The sequence below is a fragment of the Achromobacter sp. SX5 genome (assembly GCF_056711425.1).
The window spans coordinates 5,082,245-5,103,841 of the sequence record NZ_CM160041.1 but is presented as its reverse complement, the minus strand read 5'-3'; the positions used below and the strand labels follow the sequence as shown (position 1 = coordinate 5,103,841).

Below are 21,597 nucleotides of genomic sequence, written 5' to 3'. Positions count from 1 at the left end.
CCGCGCCGACGAGCGGCCTACGAAGAAGAGGCCACGGCCGTCAGGACAAACAAACCCGCCTTACGACTCCCCGCCGACAGCAGGACTGACAACCCCCACATACCGGCAATCCAGCTCCAGCGACAACTCATCCATCCCCAGGATATCCAGCTCCACGGCAGTCCCCCGTTCCAGCTCCGGCATCCCGCCGACCCGCGTCACCAGCGGCGCATTGGCGAAGCGCACCAGGTCCTCCCGCAGCACGTGGGCCACCGTGCGCGTCACGTTGTGCTGCTTCAGCCAGCGCAGGCACCAGTAGCGCTCCATCGCGCTCTGGAATTCCGCCCACGCGGCGTATTGCGCGTCGAACGCGCCGATGATGGCGAACAGATCGGCGTCGCGCGGCTTGAACGGCGCCACCAGGCGCGCCGATACGCCATGCTCCACCGCCGCGATCAGCTGCCATTGGTTCACCAGGTCCACGTAGCGGCGCAGCGGCGAGGTGCTCCAGGCGTATTGCGGCACCCCAATGGCTTCGTGCGGCAGCGCCTGCGTGCTCATGCGCACGCGCCCGGCCTGCTGCGAGCGGTAGATGCCCGGCACGCCGTGCTGGTGCAGCAGCCCGCCCCACAGGTTGTTCGCCAGAATCATGTACTCGGCCACCATCCGGTCCAGCGGCGCGTTGCGCTGGCGCGGCACCAGCCGCACCGGGGTGTCGGGATCGTCGGGATCGCCGTCCAGGTAGAAGCTGTATTCCACACGCGAATTGTTCTCGGGCTTGCCGCGCACGTTCTCGCGCTGCGCGCACAGCGCCTGCGCCAGCTTCCACAGCGGGCGCAGCCAGTCGCCGTAGGGCAGTTCGGCCGAGGGATCGGCCAGGCTGGCCTCCGTGACGTGGGCGTCGAGCATGTTGTGGCGCAGGTTCTCGCGCACCACCAGGCGCTCCAGGCGCGTCTCCGACTCGATGATCTCGCCGGTCTCGGGGTTGGCCACCACGTACAGCGACAGCACCGGCGCCTCGCGCCCGGCGTCCAGCGAAAACGCCTGGATCACGTTGTCCGGCTGCATCGGAATCTTGTCGCCCGGCATGTAGACCGTGGACAGGCGCGCCCGCGCCAGCTTGTCGAAGTCGCTGTCGCGCGTCACGCTCAGGCCGGGGGCGGCCACGTGCACGCCGACGCGCACGCGGCCGTCGGGCAGGGTGCTGACCGACAGCGCGTCGTCGATTTCGGTGGTGGTGACGTCGTCCACCGAATAGGCCACGGCGTCGGACAGCGGCAGATCGCGGTCGATCGGCGGCAGTTCCAGCTCCGGAAAGCCCACGCCGCGCGGGAAGTTGGTGGCCAGGAAGCGGCGCTTGTGCAGCGCCAGCGCATGCGGCCAGGCGCCCAGCTCCAGCAGCAGGCGGTCGGGGCTCTTGCCCAGCTTGGCGCAGGCGGCGTCCAGGGCCTTCCATTGCTGGGAGTTCTTGTCGGGGCGGATCAGCAGGGACTCGGCGGCCTGCGCGATCGGTTCGGGCAGGCGCCCGGCGGCCATTTCGTCCACCCATTGCTGCTGCTGTTCGGCCTGGCGCTGCTTTTTCTCCAGCGCGGCCAGCGCGGCGGCGAGGATGTCGGGCGGGGCGGGGCGGTAGCGGCCCTTGCCGCGGCGGTGGAAATAGGCCGGCGCGCCGTGCAGGCGCATCAGCAGGGCGGCCTGTTCGACCGGCGTGGGCGCGTGGCCGAAGTAGTCGGCGGCCAGGGCCGGGGCGTCGAATTCTTCCTGCGGCGCGCATTCCCACAGGAACTGCAGGTCCAGCGCCTCGGCGGCCGCCGCCGCCTGGCTCATCAGCGCGGCCGGTTCCGGCGCGGCGAAGGTGAACAGCGTGTTGGCGCGCTTGATCTTGCTGCGCTTGCCGGATTCCGACTCCACCTGCAGGCTGGCGTCGGTCTCCGACAGGATATTGCCGGCCTTGAAGCTGCCGTCGTCTTCGTAAAACACATACATGGTGGGAATCGTCCTGGGCGGCGCGCACGCGCCGCCTTGCGCAGCTATATAGATAGGGTGTTGATGTTTGAAACTGATTATTGGGGGCGAACCTGCTCGTCGCCAAGGGCGAATTCAAGCACCTCCGGCATCCAGCGCTCGAAATCGGACAGCCCGTGGTCGCTGCCTTGCACGATGCGCTGGCGGCAGCCCGCGTACCGGTCGCGCATTTCGCGCCAGTCCAGCACCTCGTCGCCGGTGGCCGCGACCAGGAAGTAGCGGTCTGGCCGGGTGACGCGGGCGACGCGGATCGCAGCGAGCTCGTCCACGTAGCCGGGCAGGAAGGTGAACGGCGCGTCGGAATGATACATGCGGTGTTCGCCGACCTGAGTGGCCAGGTCGCGCGCGGCCTCGACGGCGGGGTTGAGCAGCACGGCCTTGCAGCCCAGCTGCTCGGCCAGCCAGGTGGCGTAGTAGCCGCCCAGCGACGAGCCGATCACGGTCAGCGCCCGCGCGCACGCCGCGCCTTCGAGCTGGCGCCGGGCGATGTCCAGCGCCAGTTCCACGGCCTCTTTGGGGCTGGGCGGCAGCTGCGGGCAGGCCCAGGCCGCCGACAGGCCGCGCGCGGCCATGGCGTCGGCCATCATCCGGGCCTTGAATGAGGTCGGCGAGGAACGGAAACCGTGCAGATAGAGAATCATGTCTCGCCTTTGCCTTGGGGTCTGGATCAGGGGCGCGCCTGCAGGGCGTCCAGCAGCTTGCCGTGCACGCCGCCGAAGCCGCCGTTGCTCATCACCAGCACCTGGTCGCCCGGACGGGCGGCGGCGGCCACCGCGGCCACCAGCGCTCCGAGGTCATCGTAGCTCGAAGCCCGCTCGCCCAGGGGCGCCAATACTTCCGCGGGATTCCAGCCCAGCGCGTGCTTGCCCGAATGGGCGCCGAAGCAGAACACCAGGTCGGCGTCGGCCAAGGCCTCGGGCAGGCGCGCCGCCATGGTGCCCAGCTTCATGGTGTTCGAGCGCGGCTCCAGCACCGCCAGGATGCGCGCCGCGCCGACCTGGCGGCGCAGCCCCTCGATGGTGGTGGCGATGGCGGTGGGGTGGTGCGCGAAATCGTCGTAGACCTTGATGCCGTTGACCGTGCCGCGCAGCTCCATGCGGCGCTTCACGCCGGCAAAGCGGGTGAGGGCCTCGATGCCCTGCGCCGCCGGCACGCCCACGTGTTCGGCGGCGGCCAGTGCGGCCAGCGCGTTCATCCGGTTGTGCTCGCCGCCGAGGTTCCAGCGCACCGTGCCCGCCGGCTCGCCGGCGCGCAGCACCTCGAAGGCGCCGTCCGCGTCCGGCGCGCCCGCCTGCCAGGCGCCATCGGCACCGAACGTGACGGTTTCCGACCAGCATCCGCGCGCAATGACGCGGTCCAGCGCCTCGCAGTGCGTGGGCCGCACGATGCGCCCGGAGCCGGGAATGGTGCGCACCAGATGATGGAATTGGGTTTCGATCGCGGCCAGATCCGGGAAGATGTCGGCGTGATCGTATTCGAGATTGTTCAGGATGGCCGTGCGCGGACGGTAATGGACGAACTTGGAGCGCTTGTCGAAGAACGCGGTGTCGTACTCGTCCGCCTCGATCACGAAGGGCCGGCGGGCCGGATCGTAGCGGGCCGATACCTGCAGGTCCTGCGCCACGCCGCCGATCAGGAAGTTGGGCGCCAGGCCGGCGGCCTCCAGCACCCAGGCCAACATGGAGCTGGTGGTGGTCTTGCCGTGGGTGCCGGCCACGGCCAGCACGTGCGCGCCGGGCAGGATGTTGTCGCCCAGCCATTGCGGGCCCGACACGTAGCGCGCGCCCGACTCCAGTATGGCCTCCATCAGCGGATTGCCGCGGCTGACCACGTTGCCGATCACGTACAGATCGGGTTTGAGCGCCATTTGTTCGGGGCCGAAGCCTTCGATCAGCTCGATGCCTTGTTCGGCCAGTTGCGTGCTCATGGGCGGGTACACGCCCGCATCGCAACCGGTGACCTTGTGGCCGGCCGCGCGCGCGATCAGCGCCAGGCCGCCCATGAACGTACCGCAGATGCCTAGTATGTGCAGGTGCATTGAAAACTCTCCTGCCCTGCATTGTATATATAGCGACCCGGCGCCTGCCGCGGCCTTGCGCGTGCGCAGCGACAAGAAAAGGCGCAAACGGTTATGATCGCGCCATGAATCGACGTCTACTCCTGTCCGCCGGCGTGGCCATCGCGGCCGCTGTCGCTGGCGGCTATACGTTCATGGAACGCAAGGCGCCGGCGCCCGCGGCAGGGCCTGCCGGCGGCGGCGACCCGGTAGCCGACCTGATGCAGCTGCAGCTGCCCGACCTGGCCGGGGCGTCCCATTCGCTGGCCGGCTGGAAGGGCCAGCCCATCGTGGTCAATTTCTGGGCGACCTGGTGCGCGCCCTGTGTGCGCGAGATGCCGGAACTGGACGCGCTGCAGAAAAAATACCCGGATATCCGCTTTGTCGGTATCGGTGTCGATTCCGCAGCGAACATTCAGAAATTCGTCGAGAAAGTGCAGGTTTCCTACCCCTTGTGGGTAATCGGCGCGGGAGCGATAGATACACTCCGCAAGCTGGGAAATCCCGCCGGAGGCCTGCCTTTTACTATTGTTTTCAACGCAGATGGCAGTATTAACCGGAAGATATTGGGTGAAATCCAGCCAGACGATCTGGACAAGACCTTATCTGGTTTAAAGGCGTAAGTCTGTTGGACAAATAGTAGGAATTGGCGTAAAAAGCTGGTTTATCGACTGTTTTGCCAACAATTGGCAAACCACTCTTGGTCAAGCGCATGGCGCAAAACATACTGGTATTGCATGGCCCGAACCTGAACCTGCTCGGCACCCGGGAACCTCACATCTACGGCAGCCTCACGCTGGCCCAGATCAATGAGGGACTGGAACTGCTGGCAGGCGAATTGGGCGCCACGCTGACAGCGTGGCAAGGCAACCACGAAGGCGCGCTGGTCGACCGTATCCAGGCGGCCCGGCAGGACGGCACTGACTTCATCATCATCAATGCGGCGGCCTATACGCATACCAGCGTTGCGATCCGCGATGCGCTGGCCGGGGTCGCGATCCCATTTATTGAAGTACATTTGTCCAATCTGTATAAGCGAGAGCCGTTCAGGCATCACTCTTATCTGTCCGATCTGGCGGTAGGCCTCATCAGCGGCCTCGGCGCGGACGGCTACGAGGCGGCGCTGCGTTACGCAGTGCGGCACTGATCTCGCACCAACTCACAGCAACTACATATCTTTACGGCGCGCGCCCGATGCAGGGACGTTGCCGACACTATCTCGGGAAGCAGCTTCTATGGACCTTCGAAAACTCAAAACCCTGATCGACCTGGTGGCTGAATCGGGCATCGCCGAGCTGGAAATCACCGAAGGCGAAGGCAAGGTAAGGATCGTCAAGTTCTCGCAAACCTTGCAGCCGGTCGCCTACCACCAGCCGGAAGCGGGCGTGCCCGCCGCGCCCGTGGCCCAGCAGCCCGCCGCCCCGGCCGCTCCCGCCGCCGAGGCCGCCCCGGTCATCCAGGGCCACGTGGTCAAGGCCCCCATGGTCGGCACCTTCTACCGCGCGCCGAACCCGGGCGCCGCGCCGTTCGTGGACGTGGGCGCCACCGTCAAGGAAGGCGACCCGCTGTGCATCATTGAAGCCATGAAGCTGCTCAATGAAATCGAGGCCGACAAGTCCGGCGTCATCAAAGAAATCCTGGTCGAGAACGGTGAGCCCGTCGAGTACGGCCAACCCCTGTTCGTCATTGGCTGATAGCTGAACATGTTCGAAAAAATCCTGATCGCCAACCGGGGCGAAATCGCCCTGCGCATTCAGCGCGCTTGTCGCGAGCTGGGCATCAAGACCGTGGTCGTGCACTCCGAGGCCGACCGCGAAGCCAAGTACGTGCGCCTGGCCGATGAATCCGTGTGCATCGGGCCCGCGCCGTCGCGCGAAAGCTACCTGAACATGCCGGCCATCATCTCGGCCGCCGAAGTCACGGATTCCGAGGCCATCCACCCCGGCTACGGTTTCCTGTCCGAGAACGCCGATTTCGCCGACCGCGTCGAGAAAAGCGGCTTCGTGTTCATCGGCCCGCGTCCCGACACCATCCGCCTGATGGGCGACAAGGTCAGCGCCAAGCGGGCCATGATCGAAGCCGGCGTGCCGGTGGTGCCGGGCTCGGAAGGCGCGTTGCCCGACGATCCGCAGGAAATCCTGCGCGTTGCGCGTGAAGTCGGCTATCCGGTCATCATCAAGGCCGCCGGCGGCGGCGGTGGCCGCGGCATGCGCGTGGTGTACACCGAGGCCGCGCTGCTCAACGCCGTCACCATGACGCGTTCGGAAGCGGGCGCCGCGTTCAACAACCCGGAAGTCTATATGGAGAAGTTCCTCGAGAACCCGCGCCATGTGGAAATCCAGGTGCTGGCCGACGGCGGACGCAACGCCGTGTGGCTGGGCGAGCGCGACTGCTCCATGCAGCGCCGCCACCAGAAGGTCATCGAAGAAGCGCCCGCGCCGGGCATCGCGCGCCGCCTGATCGAGCGCATCGGCGACCGCTGCGCCGACGCCTGCCGCAAGATGGGCTACCGCGGCGCCGGTACGTTCGAGTTCCTGTACGAAAACGGCGAGTTCTATTTCATCGAAATGAACACCCGCATCCAGGTCGAGCACCCGGTCACCGAGCTGATCACCGGCGTGGACCTGGTCCAGCAGCAGATCCTGATCGCCGCCGGCGAGAAGTTCACGCTGCGCCAGCGCGACATTTCGTTCAAGGGCCACGCCATCGAATGCCGCATCAACGCCGAAGATCCGTTCCGCTTCGTGCCCAGCCCGGGGCGCATCACCAACTGGCATACGCCGGGCGGCCCGGGCGTGCGCATCGATTCGCACGCGTTCAACGGCTATTTCGTGCCGCCGAACTATGATTCGATGATCGCCAAGGTCATTACCTACGGCGATACGCGCGACCAGGCGCTGGCGCGCATGCGCATCGCGCTGTCGGAAATGGTGGTGGAAGGCATCTCCACCAACATCCCGCTGCATCGCGAACTGTTGCAGGACGCCCGCTTCATCGAGGGCGGCACCAGCATCCACTACCTGGAAAACAAGTTGGCGCAGCGTCCCTGACCAACGATTCTGGGGCCTCACGGCCCCTTTTTGCGCCAAGGAACCCGTCTCTGCGGAGCCGCTCCAAAGCGATAGGGCCGACGGGCCGCGGCATGCGCCGCGGCCCGTCGGCCAGATGGAAGAACTATCATGCGTGAACTCATGCTCCATTGCCTGGAGGCTCAGGCCGAGGCCCTGTCCGATGCGCTGCTCGAAGCGGGCGTGCTGTCGGTGTCGGTCGAAGACGCCGACCTGGGCACCGATGACGAGCGCCCCTTGTTCGGCGAGCCGGGCACCGAGCCCGACGTCCAGGCCTGGGACCGCAACCGCGTCGTCGCGCTGTTGCCCGATGGCGCCGATCCGGCCCAGATCATGGCCGAGGCCGCCGAGGCCGGCGAGCTCGACCCGGTGCTGTTCGCCGGCTGGAGCCTGCGCGAAGTCCCCGACGCGGACTGGGTGCGCCTGACGCAGTCGCAATTCGGCCCCATCCACATCGCCGAACGCCTGTGGATCGTGCCCAGCTGGCATCGCGACAATCCCGACGTGCCCGGTTTCGAGCCGGACGCGCCGGTGCAGGACGGCGCGATCCACATCGAGCTCGATCCCGGCCTGGCCTTCGGCACCGGCAGCCATCCGACCACGCACCTGTGCCTGGCCTGGCTCGAAGCCGACATGCCGCAGGGCGCCACGCTGCTGGACTACGGCTGCGGCTCGGGCATCCTGGCCATCGCCGCGCGCAAGCTGGGCGCGGGTCCGACCCTGGCGGTCGACATCGACGCCCAGGCCGTGCAGAGCACGGCCTTCAACGCCGGGGTCAACCAGGTCGAACTCCAGGCCATGCTGCCCGACGCGCTGCCCGAAGGCACGTTCGGCGTGGTGGTGGCCAACATCCTGTCCAATCCGCTCAAGGTGCTGGCTCCCATGCTGGCCGGGCGCGTTGCCGCCGGCGGCCATCTGGTGCTGTCGGGCGTGCTCGAGCGCCAGGCCGAGGAAGTCGCCGCCGCGTACGCGCCCTGGATCGCCATGTCGGTCTGGCGCGCCCGCGACGGCTGGGTCTGCCTGCACGGCCGCAAGGCCTGAGCGCCCGCGCCGCGTGACCGCGCCATGGCACTGACCACCCGCTGCCCGCAGTGCGGCACCTCCTTCAAGGTGGTGCCCGACCAGCTTCGGGTGCGCAACGGCCTGGTGCGCTGCGGAGCCTGCGCGACCGTGTTCGACGGCCGCGCCTGCCTGCTGCCGGAGGCGGGCGCACCGCCCGTCGCGCCGCCGCCCGCGCCGCCGCCCGCGGCGCCGTCCGTGCCGCCCGCGCATGCCAACGCCGCGCCGGTGCTGACGCCGCCGGCCGCTCCCGTCGCCGCTCCCGCGGAAATCCCTCCCTGGGAAGACGAGCCGCACATTCCTGCCGTCGCGCCCGAGCCGCCGCCTGCCCCCGCGCCGTCGCCCGCCGTGCTGCGCGGCCGCGACGACATCCGCCGGCGCGCCGAACCCATGATCGGCCCGTATACCGATCCGGACGGCCGCAGCCGGCACGTGGACGTGCGCGACGAAGCGCGCGACGACGAGTACGAGGACGAAGACGAATACGCGCAGGACCAACGCGAGGACTACGACGATCCGCGCGAGCCGGTGCTGGGCGACACGCGCACGCGCTATTCCAGCGCCACCGACGTGGGCCGCGCGCCGCCCGAGTTCCTGGACCAGGACCGCGAGGACCGCCGCAGCCTGATCGGCAAGCTGTGGGGCGCGGCCTGCCTGGCCGGCCTGATCGCGCTGGCCTTCCAGTTGCTGTACGTCTATCGCAGCGACATCGCCAACGCCGTGCCGGCCTTGCGGCCGGTGCTGGAAAGCGTGTGCCGGCCGCCCCAATGCACCGTGGGCTACGCGCGCCGCATCGAGCGCATCGCGATTTCGTCGTCGTCGCTGCAGCCGCCGGCCGGCGCCGCCGCCATCGACGACGGGCGCACCCGGCTGGTGCTGCGCCTGGTGCTGCGCAACCGCTACGACAAGCCGCAGCACTGGCCGGCGCTGGTGCTGGACCTGACCGACCTGTCGGACACGGTGGTCGTGCGCCGCGTGCTGATGCCCGAAAACTACCTGACTCCCGAGCAGCTGCGCGGCCCGTTCGCGCCGGCCGGCGAGCTGAAAGTCTCCGTACCCATTGAAGTGACCGGCGTGCAGGTCAATGGCTACCAAATCGATAAATTCTTTCCTTAAAGGATGACAAGCATGGCGACCCCCGTTCTGGTCTGCGGTTCGATGGCGTTCGACACCATCGCGGTGTTCGAAGGACGCTTCAAGGAACACATCCTGGCCGACCGCGTGCAATCCCTGAGCGTGTCGTTCCTGGTGCCCAGCATGCGCAAGGAATACGGCGGCTGCTCGGGCAATATCGCCTACAACATGCAGCTGCTGGGCGGCAAGCCGGTGCCGGTGGCCACCGTGGGCGAGGACGCCGGCGAATACCTGGAGCGCCTGTCCGGCCTGGGCATCGACGTCAGCCGCGTGAAGGTCGTGCCCGGCACCTTCACGGCGCAATGCTTCATCACCACCGACCTGGATGACAACCAGATCGCGGCCTTCCACCCGGGCGCCATGTCGCACTCGGCCGACAACGACCTGAGCGACGCCGACGCGGCCTGGGCCATCGTCGCGCCCGACGCCAAGGAGGGCATGTTCGCCCACGCCGAGCGCCTGAACAAACGCGGCATCCCGTTCATTTTCGACCTGGGCCAGGCCATGCCGCTGTTCGACGGCGCCGACCTGGAGCGCATGCTCGGACTGGCGCAGGCGCTGGCCGTCAACGATTACGAGGCCGGCGTGGTGGAGCAGCGCACCGGCCGCAGCATGGCCGATATCGCCCGCTCGCTGCAGGCCGTGGTGGTGACGCGCGGCGGCGAAGGCGCCACGCTGCTGACCGAAGGCAAGACCATCGAGATCGAGCCGGTGCGCGCCGCCGCCGTGGTGGACCCCACCGGCTGCGGCGACGCGCAGCGCGGCGGCCTGCTGTACGGCCTGACCAGCGGCTGGAGCTGGCAAGACAGCTGCCGCCTGGGCAACGTCATGGGCGCCATCAAGATCGCTTCGCGCGGGCCGCAGAACCATGCGCCGTCGCGCGCCGAGATCGACGCGGTGCTGCACGCCACCTACGGCATCCGCCTGCCGGCCTGAGCGGCCGGGAACCCGGCGGCGCGGGCCAGGTCGAATCATCGTCGGGACGGCCGCCGCGCGGGCTGCGCTGTTTGCAGCTTCTGGCCTTGCGTTTCAGTATGTTGCAGCAGCGTGAACCGTCCCTCGCGGGCAGAGTATGATCGAATAGTCGTCGGCCTTGCCGATCGAGGAGTCCAAATGAACCAAAGCAAATCCATTACCCTGGCCGCGCCGCGCACCGGCCGCTGGCTCGCCATCGCCGCCGTCGTCACCTCGCTGGCCGTGCTGGGCGGCTGCGCCAACCGCAGCGCTTCCAGCGGCGTCTACAGCTATGACCAGGCGCAGCGCGAACAGATCGTGCGCACCGGTACCGTCACCGGCGTGCGCCCCATCGTGATCCAGGACGACAAGTCCAGCGGCGTCGGCATGGTTGCCGGCGGCGCGCTCGGCGGCGTGGCGGGCAACGCCATCGGCGGCGGCACCGGCCGCACCATCGCCACCGTCGGCGGCGTCATCCTGGGCGCGCTGGCGGGCAATGCCGTTGAAAACCGCGTCGGCAAGAGCTCCGGCTACGAAATCACCGTGCGCCTGGACAACGGCGAAACCCGCGTGGTCGCCCAGGAAGCGGACGTGCCCATCAGCGTGGGCCAGCGCGTCCAGGTGATCAGCGGCTCCGGCCCCACCCGCGTCACGCCGATGTAAATTGCCGCCATCCCGGCACCAAGCCCGCGCAAGCGGGCTTTTTTTCGGCCTGTCGCGGCGCCGCAACGCGGCGTCTCGGGACTTACCCGCAAGCGCCCGCCTACCGCAAAAGTTCAATGGCGGTCCGGCCTGCGTAGTGACATGATTGCGCCTGCGATCGACGCCGCCGCGCGTACATCATGTAACCATCTGCTTCGCGGCGTCGTTCATGGCGGGCTGGAATTTCAGTTCGGTTTCAGCATTTCCTCAGTAATCTCATCGTCCTCTATCCCAGGGCAGGGGACGTTCGCCCACAAGGCAACGCAACGCTGCACGAACCATGCATTCCGAGCAAGAACTCCACACCAGGATCGGCGAGATCGTCGAGTCGATCGTCATGAAGAAAGTCACTCCCGACACGCAACTGATCGCCAGCGGCCTGGTCGACTCGCTGGCCGCCGTCGACATCACGCTGGCGGTCGAGTCGGAGTACGGTTGCAGCATCCCGGCTCCCGAGATCGCGGAGCATCTACAGTCGGTCCGCACGCTTGCCGGCTATGTCGCTGCCCATACTGCGTAATTCGCGCTTCTGTTCGCACGTCGCGGCCGCCGCGACGGCGGTGGCGCTGGCCATCGGCGCCTATTGCGGCGCCGACGAGCTGCTCAGCCGCATGGTGGTCCCCACGCAGCAGGCCGCGGTCGCGGCCGGCAGAAGCAACTACCTGCCCAACCTGGGGCCGGACTGGGGCACGCAGCACGTCAACCTGGAGCGCCTGGGCAACGCCCTGAGCGACGGCACGCTGGTCGTGCTGGGCTCGTCGGAATTGTCCAGCCATGACCTGCGCTTCGTGCCCTACCGCTTTTTCCCGCAAGAGCTGAAGGTGCCCACGCTGGCCTATGGCCACGCCATGTTCCAGTCCTACGGCATCGTCAGCGTGCTGGAGTCGGTGGCGGATTCGCTCACGCCCAACACCCGGCTGGCGATCATGCTCTCGCCGGCCTGGTTCGCCTCGGGCGGCCAGTTGCCGCGCAGCGCCTTCGCCGAGCACGTGACCGGCCCGGTCTGGGACCGCCTGTGGGACCGCCCCAGCACGCGCGAGCAGATGCAGAACTGGATCACCGACAACGCCAACTGGGGCCTGCTCTGGCTGATCGCCAACGGCCAGGTCGCCGAGCTCAAGGACAAGCTGGCGCTGTGGTGGCAGGCGCGCAAGGAGCCGGCGCCCGACCGTCCGCGCAGCAAGCTGTCGGTGCCGGCGCACCGCTACGTGGCCTGGCCGTCGGCGGCGCGCCTGGACGCGGGCCAGTGGAGCCGGATCACGCACCAGGCCCGCGAAGTCGAGCGCAAGCTGGGCGGCCACAATCCCTACGACGTGCGCGACGATTATTACCAGCAGTACCTGGCGCCCCTGTATTCGCCGGCCCGCAACGAGTTCGCCGACGTGGATCCCATCACCCGGGCCGAACTGGGCGACCTGTCGCGCGTCATGGCCTTGCTGCAGAAGCGCAAGGTTCACGCCTATTTCGTCATCCAGCCGTTCAATCCCAAGCTCATCCTGGACGTCGAGCGCTTCGATCCGGTGGTGGCCGCCATCACCGGCATGTGCGCGCGCTACCAGATGGGCTGCCTGGACCTCTACAGCATCCCCTTCGAGCCGGGCATGCTGCGTGACGACATGCACCTGGCCGAGCTCGGCTGGGCGCTGGCCGACCAGGGCATTGCGGAGTACTTTTCCCGATGAACAAATTGTTCCACTGGGCCAGGCCCAAGGCGGGCGATCCCGCGCAGGGTCAGGCGACCCGCAAGGCCGCCGCCGCATGGGGGCGGCGCTTCCTGTGGCACCTGTGCCTGTATCTCGGGGTGATCCTGGTGTTCGTGCTGCAGGCGCAGCCCACCACGGGCAGCGGCGGACCGATCAAGGTCGAATTCCAATACCAACAGTTCTGAGCCCGGCATGGAATTGTTCGCAAGCCTGAGTTTTTTCGGCGGCGCCCTGTGCGGCGGCCTGGGCCTGTTGGCGTACCGCTTCTTCGGCATGCCGATGCGCATCGGCTACCGGCACATCATCGGCGTGGTCTGCCTGGGCGTCTGGATGGCGGTGTTCTGGGCGCGCCCCTACCAGCCCATCGCGCTGATGGCCATCGCCGGCGGCGCGCTGTGGGCGGTGCGGCGCGGCTACATCCCGACCTGGCTGGGCGTGATCGTGACGATGGCGCCGCTGCTGCTGGTGAAGACCGGCGTGTCGCACCTGGGCGCCATGCTGGGCCTGTCGTTCGCGACTTTCCGCGCCATCGACGTGCTGCTGTTCGCGCAGCGCAACGAGCGCGTCTCGCCGCTGGACTACTTCATCTACCTGTTCTTCCCGCTCGCGCTGCTGGCCGGCCCCATGTACCGCTGGCGCAATTTCCAGGCGGATCTGAAGCGCGGCTACGAAGGCGTGAACCTCAACACCTGGCTGGCCGGGCTGGAGCTGATCATGCTGGGCGTGATCCAGAAGTTCGGCCTGGCCGAGCTGATCTGGCGCTACGGCCTGGCGACGCTGGACGCGCACGACTATTCGCTGACCGGCGTGGCGCTCAATGCCTCGCTGTACAGCGCCTACCTGTTTTTCGATTTCGCCGGCTACTCGACCATGGCGATCGGCATCGGCATGCTGTTCGGCTTCACGCTGCCCATCAATTTTCGCAATCCGCTGGCGACGCTGAATCCGCAGGACTTCTGGCGGCGCTGGCACATCAGCCTGTCGGAATGGCTGCGCGACGTGGTCTTCATGCCCATCTACAAGGCGCTGAGCAAGACCGCGTACTTCTCGCGCCACCGCCTGGCCGCGCAGAACATCGGCATCTTCGCGACCCTGCTGGCCATGGGCGTGTGGAACGGCCTGTCGCTGCATTACATCGTCAGCGGCCTGATGTTCGGCGCCTATTCGGTGGGCCACAACCTGCTGGTCAACGCCGCGCGCACCCGCCCTGCATTGCAGGCCGCGCTGGCGCGCCCGCTCATGCGCCTGCTCGGGCGCGTGCTGACCCTGGTCCTGGCGGCGCTGGCGCTCTACGTGTTCAGCGGCCGCAGCCCTATTTGACGCCGGGAGCATCGGCATGCGTTTCGACCTGAAATCCTTCCGTTTCGCGGATTCCGAACTCGCGCCCGAGGCGCTTGCCGTCGCCGGCGCCGACCGCAGCCTGAGCTGGGCGCAGCTGCGCGACGAAGCGGCCGCCTGGGCCGGGCAGGCGCGCCGCCACGGGCTGGGGCCGGACGTGCCGGTGGCGATATACGGCCACAAAGAGGCGTCGTTCTTCGTCGCCATGGTCGGGGCGCTGTCCATCGGCGCGCCGTTCGTGCCGGTCGACACCATCTATCCCGCCGAGCGCCTGCGCCGCATCGTCGAGATCGTGCGCCCCGGCGCCGTCTACGACGCGGCCGCCGGCACGTTCGCGCCGCACGAGGGCGCCATGCTGCAGGAGCGCGGCCTGGCCTACGTCATGTTCACCTCGGGCAGCACGGGCGATCCGAAGGGCGTGCAGATCGGCCGCGAAAGCGTGGGGCTGCTGGGCGACTGGATGCTGGGCAGCTTCGGCCTGGGCGAGGCGCCGGTGTTCATGAACCAGGCGCCGTTCAGCTTCGACCTGTCGATGTACGAGGTGTTCGCCACCCTGGCCTCGGGCGGCAGCTGCGTGCTGAACGCGCGCGAGCAGATCGCGCAGGCCGCCGCCTGGGTGCCGCGGCTGGCCGCGCATGGCGTGACGGTCTGGGTGTCGACGCCGTCCTTCGCGCACCAGCAGCTGGCCAACCGCGATTTCTCGCCGGCCGCGCTGCCCACGCTGCGCACCTTCCTGTTCTGCGGCGAGCCGCTGCCGGCGGCGCTGGCGCGCAAGCTGCGCCAGCGCTTTCCCGACGCGGTCATCCTGAACACCTACGGCCCGACCGAGGCCACCGTGGCCACCACCTGGATCGAAGTCACCGACGCCGTGCTGGCCGCGCACGACCCGCTGCCGGTGGGCCGCGCCAAGCCGGACAGCGTGCTGCTGGTCGACGAGGGCGGCGAGATCTGCATCGTGGGCGACCACGTCATGCGCGGCTATCTGAACCGCGCCGACCTGAACCAGGCCAAGCTCTACACCTATGCCGACGGCCGGCGGGCGTTTCGCACCGGCGACCTGGGGCAGATGGGGGAGGAGGGGCTGCTGTTCTGCCGCGGCCGCATGGACGACCAGATCAAGCTGAACGGCTACCGCATCGAACTGGCCGAGATCGACGAGGCGCTGCACGGCCTGCCGGGCGTGGAGGGCGGCGCCTGCGCCGTGCTGCGCCGGCCCGACGGCACGGCGGTGCGCCTGATCGGCTTCGTGGCCGGCGTGGCGCCGGCGGACCAGCCGGCGAGCCTGCTGGCGCCGCAGGCCCTGGATGACTGGAAGGCGCGGCTGGCGCAGCGCCTGCCGCCTTATATGGTGCCGTCCGAACTGGTGGCCTGCGCGGCGCTACCCATGTCGAACAACCACAAGATCGACCGCAAGAAGCTGGTCGAGATCTACAGCGCGATTCCGGTGTAGCTAGATGCCCATCATGCCGTAGCTCAGGCGGGCCAGGATCATCAGCAGGATCTGCGCGGCCACCAGCAGCACCAGCGGCGAGAAGTCGATCGAGGTGCGCGGCAGCACGCGGCGGATGGGGTTGAGCAGCGGGTCGGTCAGCGCCTGCAGCAGCGGCATCATGGGCGCCATCGGATTGACCCACGACAGCACCGCCTGGATCAGCGTCAGCCAGACCACCAGGTTGAGCGCCCATTTGGCCGCCAGGATCAGCGCCGAGCCCATGGCCGCGGGCAGCAGCTCGGCGGGAATCAGCGCGCCGATGGCCACCAGCCAGATCAGCACCAGGTAGACCAGCGCCGACAGCCATACGGCGACCAGGCTGGTCCAGTCGATCTTGTTGCCGGCGGGAATGATCTTGCGCAGCGGCGACACCAGCCAGTTGGTGGCCTGGTAGACCGCGCGGGCCAGGGGATTGAAGGGATGCAGCCGTATGGCGTGCATCCATGCGCGGGCGATCAGCGCCGCGCCGAACAGCGTGAACAGGATTTCGAGAAGGAAACGGAAGATTTCACCGAGCATGGACACGTTCACCCTGAAAAAGAGGAGTCAATTGTCGCACGCGCCACCGTGAAAAAAACCCCTCCATGCGGCCGGTGCAGACGGCCTCGCGACAAAAAAGCCGCCCGGCATGGGCCGGGCGGCTTCTGGCGAAGCTAGGGCTTCGAACCGTCCTGATTAGGGACGGCCACCGGTCGGGAACGGCCACGACGCGGCGGGGTTCAGCGCGGTCTTCGCGCCCGGGGCGGCAGCCGTGGACGGCGGCGTTACGGGCTTCTTCGGAGCGGCTTTCTTCGCGGCAGGCTTCTTGGCAGCGGCCGGCTTCTTGGCAGCAGCAGGCTTGGCGGCAGCGGGAGCCTTCTTGGCGGCGGGGGCCTTCTTGGCAACCGCCTTCTTGGCGACGGCCTTCTTGGCTACCGCTTTCTTGGCAACGGCCTTCTTGGCAGGCGCCTTCTTGGCGACGGCCTTCTTGGCAACCGCCTTCTTGGCGACGACCTTCTTGGCTACCGCTTTCTTGGCGACGGCCTTCTTGGCAGGCGCCTTCTTGGCGACGGCCTTCTTGGCTACCGCTTTCTTGGCGACGACCTTCTTGGCTACTGCCTTCTTGGCGACGGCTTTCTTGGCAACCGCCTTCTTGGCGACGGCCTTCTTGGCTACCGCTTTCTTGGCGACGGCCTTCTTGGCGGCAACCTTCTTGACTGCCGGCTTCTTGGCGGCAACCTTCTTCACTGCCGGTTTCTTGGCGGCGACTTTCTTGACGGCTACCTTCTTGACGGCAGCTTTCTTGGCCGGGGCGGCCTTCTTAGCTACTGCCTTCTTGGCGGCGGGCTTTTTCACCGCTTTCTTTACGGCTTTCTTGGCTGTTGCCATGGTCATGCTCCTTAGGTTCAGGGGTCCCAGAACTTAAACCCGTGCCCCGACCCACCCTTCGGCGGACCGTGCCCGGGCTATTCATCGGCGCATGCCGCTGTCCTGTGCGAGCAACAGCTACTACGGTTTGCGCTAATGAATTCGGCACAGCCATTTGATATGGCCCCCGCTCCTTTGGCGCGAGCCATTTCAAATGGCGCCGGCCGGCAGCCCGATCACGGGCCCCGACCGCTTGTTCTACGTGTTCGAAAACGATTCCGGAACACCCTGACCAGAGAGCGCATCATCGAGCCTGTCGCGAACGCGACGCCCCTGGTTCAGGGGCGTGCCCGCGCCGGGCCCGATGGCGTACTGCCTTACTCCCAGCTCAGCGTGCCACCGGTTTGGTATTCGATCACGCGAGTTTCAAAAAAGTTGCGTTCCTTTTTAAGGTCGATCATTTCCGCCATCCACGGGAAGGGATTCTCTTCCTGCGGGAACAGCGGCTCGATACCGATTTGCTGGCAACGGCGGTTGGCGATGAAGCGCAGGTAGGACTTGAACATGGGTGCGTTCAGGCCCAGCACGCCGCGCGGCATCGTGTCTTCGGCGTAAGCGTATTCGAGTTCGACCGCTTTGCGGAAGAGTTCTCGGATTTCTTCGCGGAATTCCGGCGTCCACAGATGCGGATTTTCCAGCTTGATGGTGTTGATGAGGTCGATGCCGAAGTTGCAGTGCATGGATTCATCGCGAAGGATGTACATGTACTGCTCGGCCGCGCCGGTCATCTTGTTCTGGCGGCCCAGCGCCAGGATCTGCGTGAAGCCAACGTAGAAGAACAGGCCTTCCATCAGGCAGGCGAAGACGATCAGCGACTTCAGCAGCGTCTGGTCGGCTTCGGGAGTGCCCGTCTTGAAGTTGGGGTCGGCGATCGCGTCGATGAACGGGATCAGGAATTCGTCCTTGGCGCGGATGGACGGGACTTCGTTGTAGGCGTTGAAGATCTCCGCCTCGTCCAGGTCCAGGCTTTCGACGATGTATTGATAGGCGTGCGTGTGGATCGCTTCCTCGAACGCCTGGCGCAGCAGGAACTGGCGGCACTCGGGCGCCGTGATGTGGCGGTAGGTGCCCAGCACGATGTTGTTCGCGGCCAGCGAGTCGGCCGTGACGAAGAAGCCCAGGTTGCGCTTGACGATGCGGCGCTCGTCCTCGGTGAGCCCGTTCGGGTTCTTCCAGAGGGCGATGTCGCGCGACATGTTGATCTCTTGCGGCATCCAGTGGTTGGCGCAAGTGGCCAGGTACTTCTCCCATGCCCACTTGTACTTGAAGGGCACGAGCTGGTTGACGTCCGTCTGGCCGTTGATGACGCGCTTGTCGGCAACCTTCACGCGTTGCGAGGTGGCGGAGCCGCTGACCGCCAAGCCGGCCGCGTGTTCAGGCGCGGCAGGCGTGGGCAGGGCGGCGTCGCCGAACACGCCGGTCGCGGCCCGCACGGCGGGCTCGGCCTGGCCGCCCGCCGCGGGAGCGGGCGATTGCGCAGGTTGCGTGGCGATGTTGTCGTCTTCCCAATTAATCATGATTCATTCTCCGGAGGCGGTTATTGGCAGGCTTCGCACTCTTCGAAGCCGGGGTCGCCCGGCCGCATGGTGCAAACCGCCCCGAGAACTTCGGGTTCCGGCAAAACAGTTGCGGCAGCCACGGCAGGCGCCGTGGATTGGACTCCCGCGCTGACGGCGTTCAGTTCGCCGCCGCGACCCGTGGACTTCTCGGCGCTGGTGGCGCCCAGGGTGCGCAGGTAGTAGGTCGTCTTCAGGCCACGCTTCCAGGCCAGCTTGTAGGTGTCGTCCAGCTTCTTGCCCGAAGCGCCGGCCATGTAGATGTTCAGCGACTGGGCCTGATCGATCCACTTCTGGCGACGCGAAGCGCATTCCACCAGCCAGCTCGGTTCGACTTCGAACGCGGTGGCGTAGAGTTCGCGGAGTTCGGAAGGTACGCGATCGATGCGGGACAGGCTGCCGTCGAAGTACTTGAGGTCGGCGACCATGACTTCGTCCCAGAGACCGAGTTTCTTCAGGTCACGCACGAGGTAATCGTTAACGACCGTGAACTCGCCGGAGAGATTCGATTTGACGTACAAGTTCTGGAAAGTGGGTTCGATGCACGCAGATACACCAATGATATTGGAAATAGTCGCGGTTGGGGCGATTGCGATGCAATTGGAGTTGCGCATGCCGTGTTCTTTGATGCGCGCGCGCAACGCATCCCAATCGAGCGTGCTCGACTCATCGACGTCGACGTGACCGCCGCGCTCATCGCGCAGCATCTTCAACGTGTCTTGCGGCAGGATGCCGCGCGACCACAGCGAGCCTTCATACGATTGATAGCGGCCGCGTTCTTCGGCCAGCAGGCTCGAAGCCCAGTACGCGTGATAGCACACGGCTTCCATCGAGGTGTCGGCGAATTCGACGGCGGCCTGCGAAGCGTAAGGCACGCGCATCATCTGCAGGCAGTCCTGGAAGCCCATGATGCCCATGCCCACCGGACGATGGCGCGCGTTCGAGTTGCGGGCCTTGTCGACGGCGTAATAGTTGATGTCGATCACGTTGTCGAGCATGCGCATGGCGATGCGCACCGTGCGCTTGATCTTCTCGTGGTCGAGTTCGAAACCGCCGCCGGCGGCCGGCTTCATGTGCGCGACCAGGTTCACCGAACCCAGGTTGCACACCGCGATTTCGGATTCGTTGGTGTTCAGCGTGATCTCGGTGCACAGGTTCGAGCTGTGGACCACGCCCACGTGCTGCTGCGGCGAACGGATGTTGCACGGATCCTTGAAGGTGATCCACGGGTGGCCGGTTTCGAACAGCATCGACAGCATCTTGCGCCACAGCGAGACGGCCGGCATCTTCTTGAAGAGCTTCAGTTCGCCGCTGGCGACGCGGGCTTCGTAGCCCAGGTAGGCGCGCTCGAATTCCTGGCCGACCTTGTCGTGCAGGTCAGGGCAGTCCGACGGCGAGAACAGGGTCCATTCGCCGTTTTCCATGACGCGCTTCATGAACAGGTCGGGAATCCAGTTCGCCGTGTTCATGTCGTGGGTGCGGCGGCGTTCGTCGCCGGTGTTCTTGCGCAGTTCGAGGAATTCCTCGATGTCCAGGTGCCACGTTTCCAGGTAGGTGCAGACGGCGCCCTTGCGCTTGCCGCCCTGGTTCACCGCGACCGCGGTGTCGTTGACGACCTTCAGGAACGGCACCACGCCCTGGCTTTCGCCGTTGGTGCCCTTGATGTGGCTGCGCAGCGCGCGCACCGGGGTCCAGTCGTTGCCCAGGCCGCCGGCGTACTTGGCCAGCAGCGCGTTTTCCTTGATGGCGTCGTAAATGCCTTCCAGGTCGTCGGAGACGGTGGTCAGGTAGCACGACGACAGCTGCGAGTGCAGGGTGCCCGAGTTGAACAGCGTCGGCGTCGAGCTCATGAAGTCGAACGAGGACAGGATCTCGTAGAACTCGATGGCGCGCGCTTCGCGGTCGGTCTCGCGCAGCGCCAGGCCCATGGCCACGCGCATGAAGAACACCTGCGGCAGTTCGATGCGGGTGCCGCGGATGTGCAGGAAGTAGCGGTCGTACAGCGTCTGCAGGCCCAGGTAGCTGAACTGCAGGTCGCGCTTGGCGTTCAGGGCCTGGCCCAGCTTGGCAAGGTCGAAGCTGGCCAGTTCGGGCGACAGCAGGCCGCCTTCGATGCCGCGGGCGATGAAGGTGGGGAAGTATTCGGCGTAGCGGGTGCTCATGCCGTCCTGCGAGACTTCTTCGCCCAGCACTTCCTTGCGGATCGTGTGCAGCAGCAGGCGCGCGGTGACCTGGCTGTAGGCCGGGTCTTTTTCGACCAGCGCGCGCGCCGACAGGATGGCGGACTTGAACACTTCGTCGACGGGGATGCCGTCATACAGGTTCTTGACCGTTTCCTTCAGGATCGCTTCGGTGTCGATGAATTCGGCCAGGCCTTCGCCAGCGGCGACGATGGTGGCGCGCAGTTCGGCCAGGTTCAGCGGACGGCGCACGCCGGCGTCGGTCACGTTCAGCGCGTGTTCCTGCGGCGCGGCGGCGGCCTTTTCCTGGCCTTCGGCGGCGGCGGCAGCGGCGCGTTCCTGGGTGCGCTTTTCGCGGTACAGCACGTAGGAGCGGGCGACGTCATGCTGGCCCGAGCGCATCAGCGCCAGTTCGACCTGGTCCTGCACGTCTTCGATGTGGAAGGTGCCGCCGCCGGGGCGATTGCGCACCAGCGCGTTGACGACCTGCGAGGTCAGCGATTCCACCAGTTCGCGCACGCGCGCGGACGCGGCGCCCTGGCCGCCGTTGACCGCCAGGAAGGCCTTGGTCATGGCGATGGCGATCTTGTTGGGTTCGAACCCGACCACCGAGCCATTGCGGCGGATCAGGTTATAGCTGGCCCATTGCCCGTTGTCGGCGGCGGGGGAGTCGGTTTGCGAGGGCGGCACGGCCGTGGGCCGGGTCACAGAGGCGATCGTAGTCTGCATGGAAGCTCCTGTGCGAAAAGCGCGTAGATGACGACATGACGGGGTCATGTCCGGTACGAAATCGGGTCTTTTTGAGGGGAATCGCGACGCTTGGACGCCTAGTCCAAATGGCGTGGCTGAAGGGAATCAGCGCATAAGCGACCACAATATGTAGTGTAGCATCCCTCGATGGACACTAATTCTAGTGATCGAGTGCGACAGCGACAAGAAGAAGA

At 66.7% G+C, this 21,597-nt stretch carries 20 protein-coding genes; 13 read left to right on the top strand and 7 right to left on the bottom strand.

The features are described 5' to 3' along the window. Positions 1–60: 60 nt before the first annotated feature. From AC1M14_RS23855 to mpl, 3 genes are all read right to left on the bottom strand, one after another. On the bottom strand, positions 61–1,965 hold the full coding sequence (locus AC1M14_RS23855; protein WP_111826967.1) for a ribonuclease catalytic domain-containing protein: 1,905 nt from the start codon (positions 1,963–1,965) through the stop codon (positions 61–63). 77 nt (positions 1,966–2,042) lie between these two features. Then, the gene (locus AC1M14_RS23850) at positions 2,043–2,645 is read right to left on the bottom strand and encodes a YqiA/YcfP family alpha/beta fold hydrolase (protein ID WP_102775763.1); all 603 of its coding nucleotides are present in this window, start codon (positions 2,643–2,645) and stop codon (positions 2,043–2,045) included. Between the two features lie 26 nt (positions 2,646–2,671). Then, positions 2,672–4,042 carry a UDP-N-acetylmuramate:L-alanyl-gamma-D-glutamyl-meso-diaminopimelate ligase gene (gene mpl / locus AC1M14_RS23845; RefSeq protein WP_209165615.1) on the bottom strand — a complete coding sequence of 457 codons (1,371 nt, stop codon included), beginning with the start codon at positions 4,040–4,042 and terminating at the stop codon, positions 2,672–2,674. A gap of 104 nt (positions 4,043–4,146) precedes the next feature. Between mpl and AC1M14_RS23840 the strand changes: the two genes are divergently transcribed. From AC1M14_RS23840 to AC1M14_RS23780, 13 genes are all read left to right on the top strand, one after another. After that, entirely contained in the window at positions 4,147–4,683 is a 537-nt protein-coding gene (locus tag AC1M14_RS23840) for a TlpA family protein disulfide reductase (RefSeq protein ID WP_479730553.1), read from the top strand. An 89-nt stretch (positions 4,684–4,772) separates the two neighbouring features. Then, complete coding sequence (gene aroQ / locus AC1M14_RS23835) at positions 4,773–5,207, top strand: type II 3-dehydroquinate dehydratase (RefSeq protein ID WP_102775880.1); 435 nt, start codon at positions 4,773–4,775, stop codon at positions 5,205–5,207. Between the two features lie 88 nt (positions 5,208–5,295). Further along, positions 5,296–5,754, top strand: a complete 459-nt coding sequence (gene accB, locus AC1M14_RS23830; RefSeq protein WP_102775766.1) for an acetyl-CoA carboxylase biotin carboxyl carrier protein — start codon at positions 5,296–5,298, stop codon at positions 5,752–5,754. A 9-nt stretch (positions 5,755–5,763) separates the two neighbouring features. After that, positions 5,764–7,110, top strand: coding sequence for an acetyl-CoA carboxylase biotin carboxylase subunit (gene accC, locus AC1M14_RS23825; protein ID WP_102775767.1), 1,347 nt, complete (start codon positions 5,764–5,766; stop codon positions 7,108–7,110). 129 nt (positions 7,111–7,239) lie between these two features. Next, positions 7,240–8,169 (top strand): 50S ribosomal protein L11 methyltransferase, encoded by a 930-nt coding sequence (prmA, locus tag AC1M14_RS23820; RefSeq protein ID WP_479730552.1) that lies wholly within the window; start codon positions 7,240–7,242, stop codon positions 8,167–8,169. A 24-nt stretch (positions 8,170–8,193) separates the two neighbouring features. Next, positions 8,194–9,303 carry a DUF3426 domain-containing protein gene (locus AC1M14_RS23815; RefSeq protein ID WP_479730551.1) on the top strand — a complete coding sequence of 370 codons (1,110 nt, stop codon included), beginning with the start codon at positions 8,194–8,196 and terminating at the stop codon, positions 9,301–9,303. A 12-nt stretch (positions 9,304–9,315) separates the two neighbouring features. After that, complete coding sequence (locus AC1M14_RS23810) at positions 9,316–10,257, top strand: carbohydrate kinase family protein (RefSeq protein ID WP_102775770.1); 942 nt, start codon at positions 9,316–9,318, stop codon at positions 10,255–10,257. Positions 10,258–10,434: 177 nt separating this feature from the next. Beyond that, a complete protein-coding gene (locus AC1M14_RS23805) occupies positions 10,435–10,938 on the top strand; it encodes an outer membrane lipoprotein (RefSeq protein WP_102775771.1) in 504 nt (167 codons plus the stop codon). A 319-nt stretch (positions 10,939–11,257) separates the two neighbouring features. Further along, complete coding sequence (locus AC1M14_RS23800) at positions 11,258–11,497, top strand: acyl carrier protein (RefSeq protein ID WP_102775772.1); 240 nt, start codon at positions 11,258–11,260, stop codon at positions 11,495–11,497. After that, complete coding sequence (locus tag AC1M14_RS23795; RefSeq protein WP_102775773.1) at positions 11,475–12,659, top strand: D-alanyl-lipoteichoic acid biosynthesis protein DltD; 1,185 nt, start codon at positions 11,475–11,477, stop codon at positions 12,657–12,659. The genes AC1M14_RS23800 and AC1M14_RS23795 overlap by 23 nt, the downstream gene beginning before the upstream one ends. Then, positions 12,656–12,865: a hypothetical protein gene (locus AC1M14_RS23790; protein WP_168202267.1), complete on the top strand. Its 210-nt coding sequence runs from the start codon at positions 12,656–12,658 to the stop codon at positions 12,863–12,865. The genes AC1M14_RS23795 and AC1M14_RS23790 overlap by 4 nt, the downstream gene beginning before the upstream one ends. Before the next feature lie 7 nt (positions 12,866–12,872). After that, the gene (locus tag AC1M14_RS23785) at positions 12,873–14,000 is read left to right on the top strand and encodes an MBOAT family O-acyltransferase (protein ID WP_209165619.1); all 1,128 of its coding nucleotides are present in this window, start codon (positions 12,873–12,875) and stop codon (positions 13,998–14,000) included. A 16-nt stretch (positions 14,001–14,016) separates the two neighbouring features. Further along, positions 14,017–15,468 (top strand): D-alanine--poly(phosphoribitol) ligase, encoded by a 1,452-nt coding sequence (locus tag AC1M14_RS23780; protein ID WP_111826741.1) that lies wholly within the window; start codon positions 14,017–14,019, stop codon positions 15,466–15,468. Here the strand turns inward: AC1M14_RS23780 and AC1M14_RS23775 are convergent, their stop codons facing one another. The 4 genes from AC1M14_RS23775 to AC1M14_RS23760 all read right to left on the bottom strand — a co-directional run bounded on the left by AC1M14_RS23775 (position 15,469) and on the right by AC1M14_RS23760 (position 21,382). Further along, positions 15,469–16,029 (bottom strand): YggT family protein, encoded by a 561-nt coding sequence (locus AC1M14_RS23775; protein WP_102775776.1) that lies wholly within the window; start codon positions 16,027–16,029, stop codon positions 15,469–15,471. Between the two features lie 156 nt (positions 16,030–16,185). Then, positions 16,186–16,878 (bottom strand): histone H1-like DNA-binding protein, encoded by a 693-nt coding sequence (locus AC1M14_RS23770; protein WP_111826740.1) that lies wholly within the window; start codon positions 16,876–16,878, stop codon positions 16,186–16,188. A gap of 356 nt (positions 16,879–17,234) precedes the next feature. After that, positions 17,235–18,434, bottom strand: a complete 1,200-nt coding sequence (locus tag AC1M14_RS23765) for a ribonucleotide-diphosphate reductase subunit beta (protein WP_102775778.1) — start codon at positions 18,432–18,434, stop codon at positions 17,235–17,237. A gap of 20 nt (positions 18,435–18,454) precedes the next feature. Beyond that, positions 18,455–21,382, bottom strand: coding sequence for a ribonucleoside-diphosphate reductase subunit alpha (locus AC1M14_RS23760; RefSeq protein WP_102775779.1), 2,928 nt, complete (start codon positions 21,380–21,382; stop codon positions 18,455–18,457). Positions 21,383–21,597 lie beyond the last annotated feature (215 nt).

Coding starts and splice junctions, on each gene's coding strand:
- AC1M14_RS23855 (WP_111826967.1), bottom strand. CDS start 1,965: ATGTATGTGTTTTACGAAGACGACGGCAGCTTCAAGGCCGGCAATATC.
- AC1M14_RS23850 (WP_102775763.1), bottom strand. CDS start 2,645: ATGATTCTCTATCTGCACGGTTTCCGTTCCTCGCCGACCTCATTCAAG.
- mpl (WP_209165615.1), bottom strand. CDS start 4,042: ATGCACCTGCACATACTAGGCATCTGCGGTACGTTCATGGGCGGCCTG.
- AC1M14_RS23840 (WP_479730553.1), top strand. CDS start 4,147: ATGAATCGACGTCTACTCCTGTCCGCCGGCGTGGCCATCGCGGCCGCT.
- aroQ (WP_102775880.1), top strand. CDS start 4,773: ATGGCGCAAAACATACTGGTATTGCATGGCCCGAACCTGAACCTGCTC.
- accB (WP_102775766.1), top strand. CDS start 5,296: ATGGACCTTCGAAAACTCAAAACCCTGATCGACCTGGTGGCTGAATCG.
- accC (WP_102775767.1), top strand. CDS start 5,764: ATGTTCGAAAAAATCCTGATCGCCAACCGGGGCGAAATCGCCCTGCGC.
- prmA (WP_479730552.1), top strand. CDS start 7,240: ATGCGTGAACTCATGCTCCATTGCCTGGAGGCTCAGGCCGAGGCCCTG.
- AC1M14_RS23815 (WP_479730551.1), top strand. CDS start 8,194: ATGGCACTGACCACCCGCTGCCCGCAGTGCGGCACCTCCTTCAAGGTG.
- AC1M14_RS23810 (WP_102775770.1), top strand. CDS start 9,316: ATGGCGACCCCCGTTCTGGTCTGCGGTTCGATGGCGTTCGACACCATC.
- AC1M14_RS23805 (WP_102775771.1), top strand. CDS start 10,435: ATGAACCAAAGCAAATCCATTACCCTGGCCGCGCCGCGCACCGGCCGC.
- AC1M14_RS23800 (WP_102775772.1), top strand. CDS start 11,258: ATGCATTCCGAGCAAGAACTCCACACCAGGATCGGCGAGATCGTCGAG.
- AC1M14_RS23795 (WP_102775773.1), top strand. CDS start 11,475: ATGTCGCTGCCCATACTGCGTAATTCGCGCTTCTGTTCGCACGTCGCG.
- AC1M14_RS23790 (WP_168202267.1), top strand. CDS start 12,656: ATGAACAAATTGTTCCACTGGGCCAGGCCCAAGGCGGGCGATCCCGCG.
- AC1M14_RS23785 (WP_209165619.1), top strand. CDS start 12,873: ATGGAATTGTTCGCAAGCCTGAGTTTTTTCGGCGGCGCCCTGTGCGGC.
- AC1M14_RS23780 (WP_111826741.1), top strand. CDS start 14,017: ATGCGTTTCGACCTGAAATCCTTCCGTTTCGCGGATTCCGAACTCGCG.
- AC1M14_RS23775 (WP_102775776.1), bottom strand. CDS start 16,029: ATGCTCGGTGAAATCTTCCGTTTCCTTCTCGAAATCCTGTTCACGCTG.
- AC1M14_RS23770 (WP_111826740.1), bottom strand. CDS start 16,878: ATGGCAACAGCCAAGAAAGCCGTAAAGAAAGCGGTGAAAAAGCCCGCC.
- AC1M14_RS23765 (WP_102775778.1), bottom strand. CDS start 18,434: ATGATTAATTGGGAAGACGACAACATCGCCACGCAACCTGCGCAATCG.
- AC1M14_RS23760 (WP_102775779.1), bottom strand. CDS start 21,382: ATGCAGACTACGATCGCCTCTGTGACCCGGCCCACGGCCGTGCCGCCC.